The sequence below is a fragment of the Sphingomonas sp. CCH9-F2 genome (assembly GCF_001556735.1).
Classification (GTDB): Bacteria; Pseudomonadota; Alphaproteobacteria; order Sphingomonadales; family Sphingomonadaceae; genus Sphingomonas; species Sphingomonas ginsenosidimutans.
Genome location: NZ_LSJO01000339.1, coordinates 1 through 1,033 on the forward strand (window position 1 = coordinate 1; position 1,033 = coordinate 1,033).

Genomic DNA, 1,033 nt, shown 5'->3' on the forward strand with positions numbered 1-1,033 from the left:
CTGTCATCGGCGGTCGCCACCTCGATCGCGTCCGCCGCGCTCAGCCGCGTGTTCACCGCGCGCGCCGAAAAGGTCAGCCGCGCATCCTGCGACAGGACATTGTCGGGCAGCGTCAGCGGCAGCGCCGCGTCGCCGGGCGCCGGGGCGGGGGGATCGACGTTGCGGCTGATTAGCTCCACGCGCGGGCGCGGCGGGGTGATCGTCGCGCGCACCGTCGTCGTGCGCCCGTCCGCCAGCGTCACTTTGGCGTCGGATATGCCCAGCGCCACCGTCTCGGTCGCGCCGTCGGTGGTGAGCACCATGCGGTCGCCGCCGCCCGGATCGCGGGTCAGCGCGCCGGGGACGAACGTCAGCCCGGCGACCTCCAGCTTGGCGACCTGGTCCAGTCGCGCACCGACCAGCCGCCCGTCCTTGTCGCCGGTATAGAGCGTGAACCCCTCCAGCCGGCTCGCCTCGCTCTGCCCCTTCAGCGTCAGCGCCGCGGGGGCGGCATTGCCATATTGCGCGACCAGCAGCGTCAGTTCGCCCGCGCGGGTGCGCGACAGCGGCAGCGTGGCGGTGATCTCGTCCGCGCCGCTCGCCTTCCACGCCACCGCCTTCACCGCGCCGGCGCGGTCGCGCAGCGACACCTGTTCGACGCACGATGCCGCCCCGCCCTGCAGCGTCAGCGGCGTGTCGCGCCCGACCACCACCGCATTGTCGGGCTTGGGCGCCCAGGCGGTCGGTGCGCCGTTCTGGAGCAGGAAGCGCGGGCCGGTGAACGTGTCGAAGCCCCAGCGCCCGGTCAGCACCGCCTCGCCGATCGCCTGCTGCCCCAGCCGCGCGGTGTCGATAGTGACCACCAGCCCGCCGCGCGCCGCATCGGCGGTGACCGGCATGTCCATCGTCTTGCCGTCCGCCAGCGTCAGCCGCAGCGACAGGTCGCGCGCATAATCGGTGGCGAACACCAGCGGTGCATCCTCCAGCGGCAGCACCTGTCCCGGGCGCAGCAGGCACAGCGGGTCCCTGGTCCCCGCGCGCAGCGTCGGCGGGG

1 pseudogene is annotated in these 1,033 nt (G+C 73.9%); it reads right to left on the reverse strand.

Going from position 1 to position 1,033, the window contains the following annotated elements:
* Positions 1–1,033: pseudogene (locus AX685_RS22520) on the reverse strand (hypothetical protein); the annotation flags it as partial.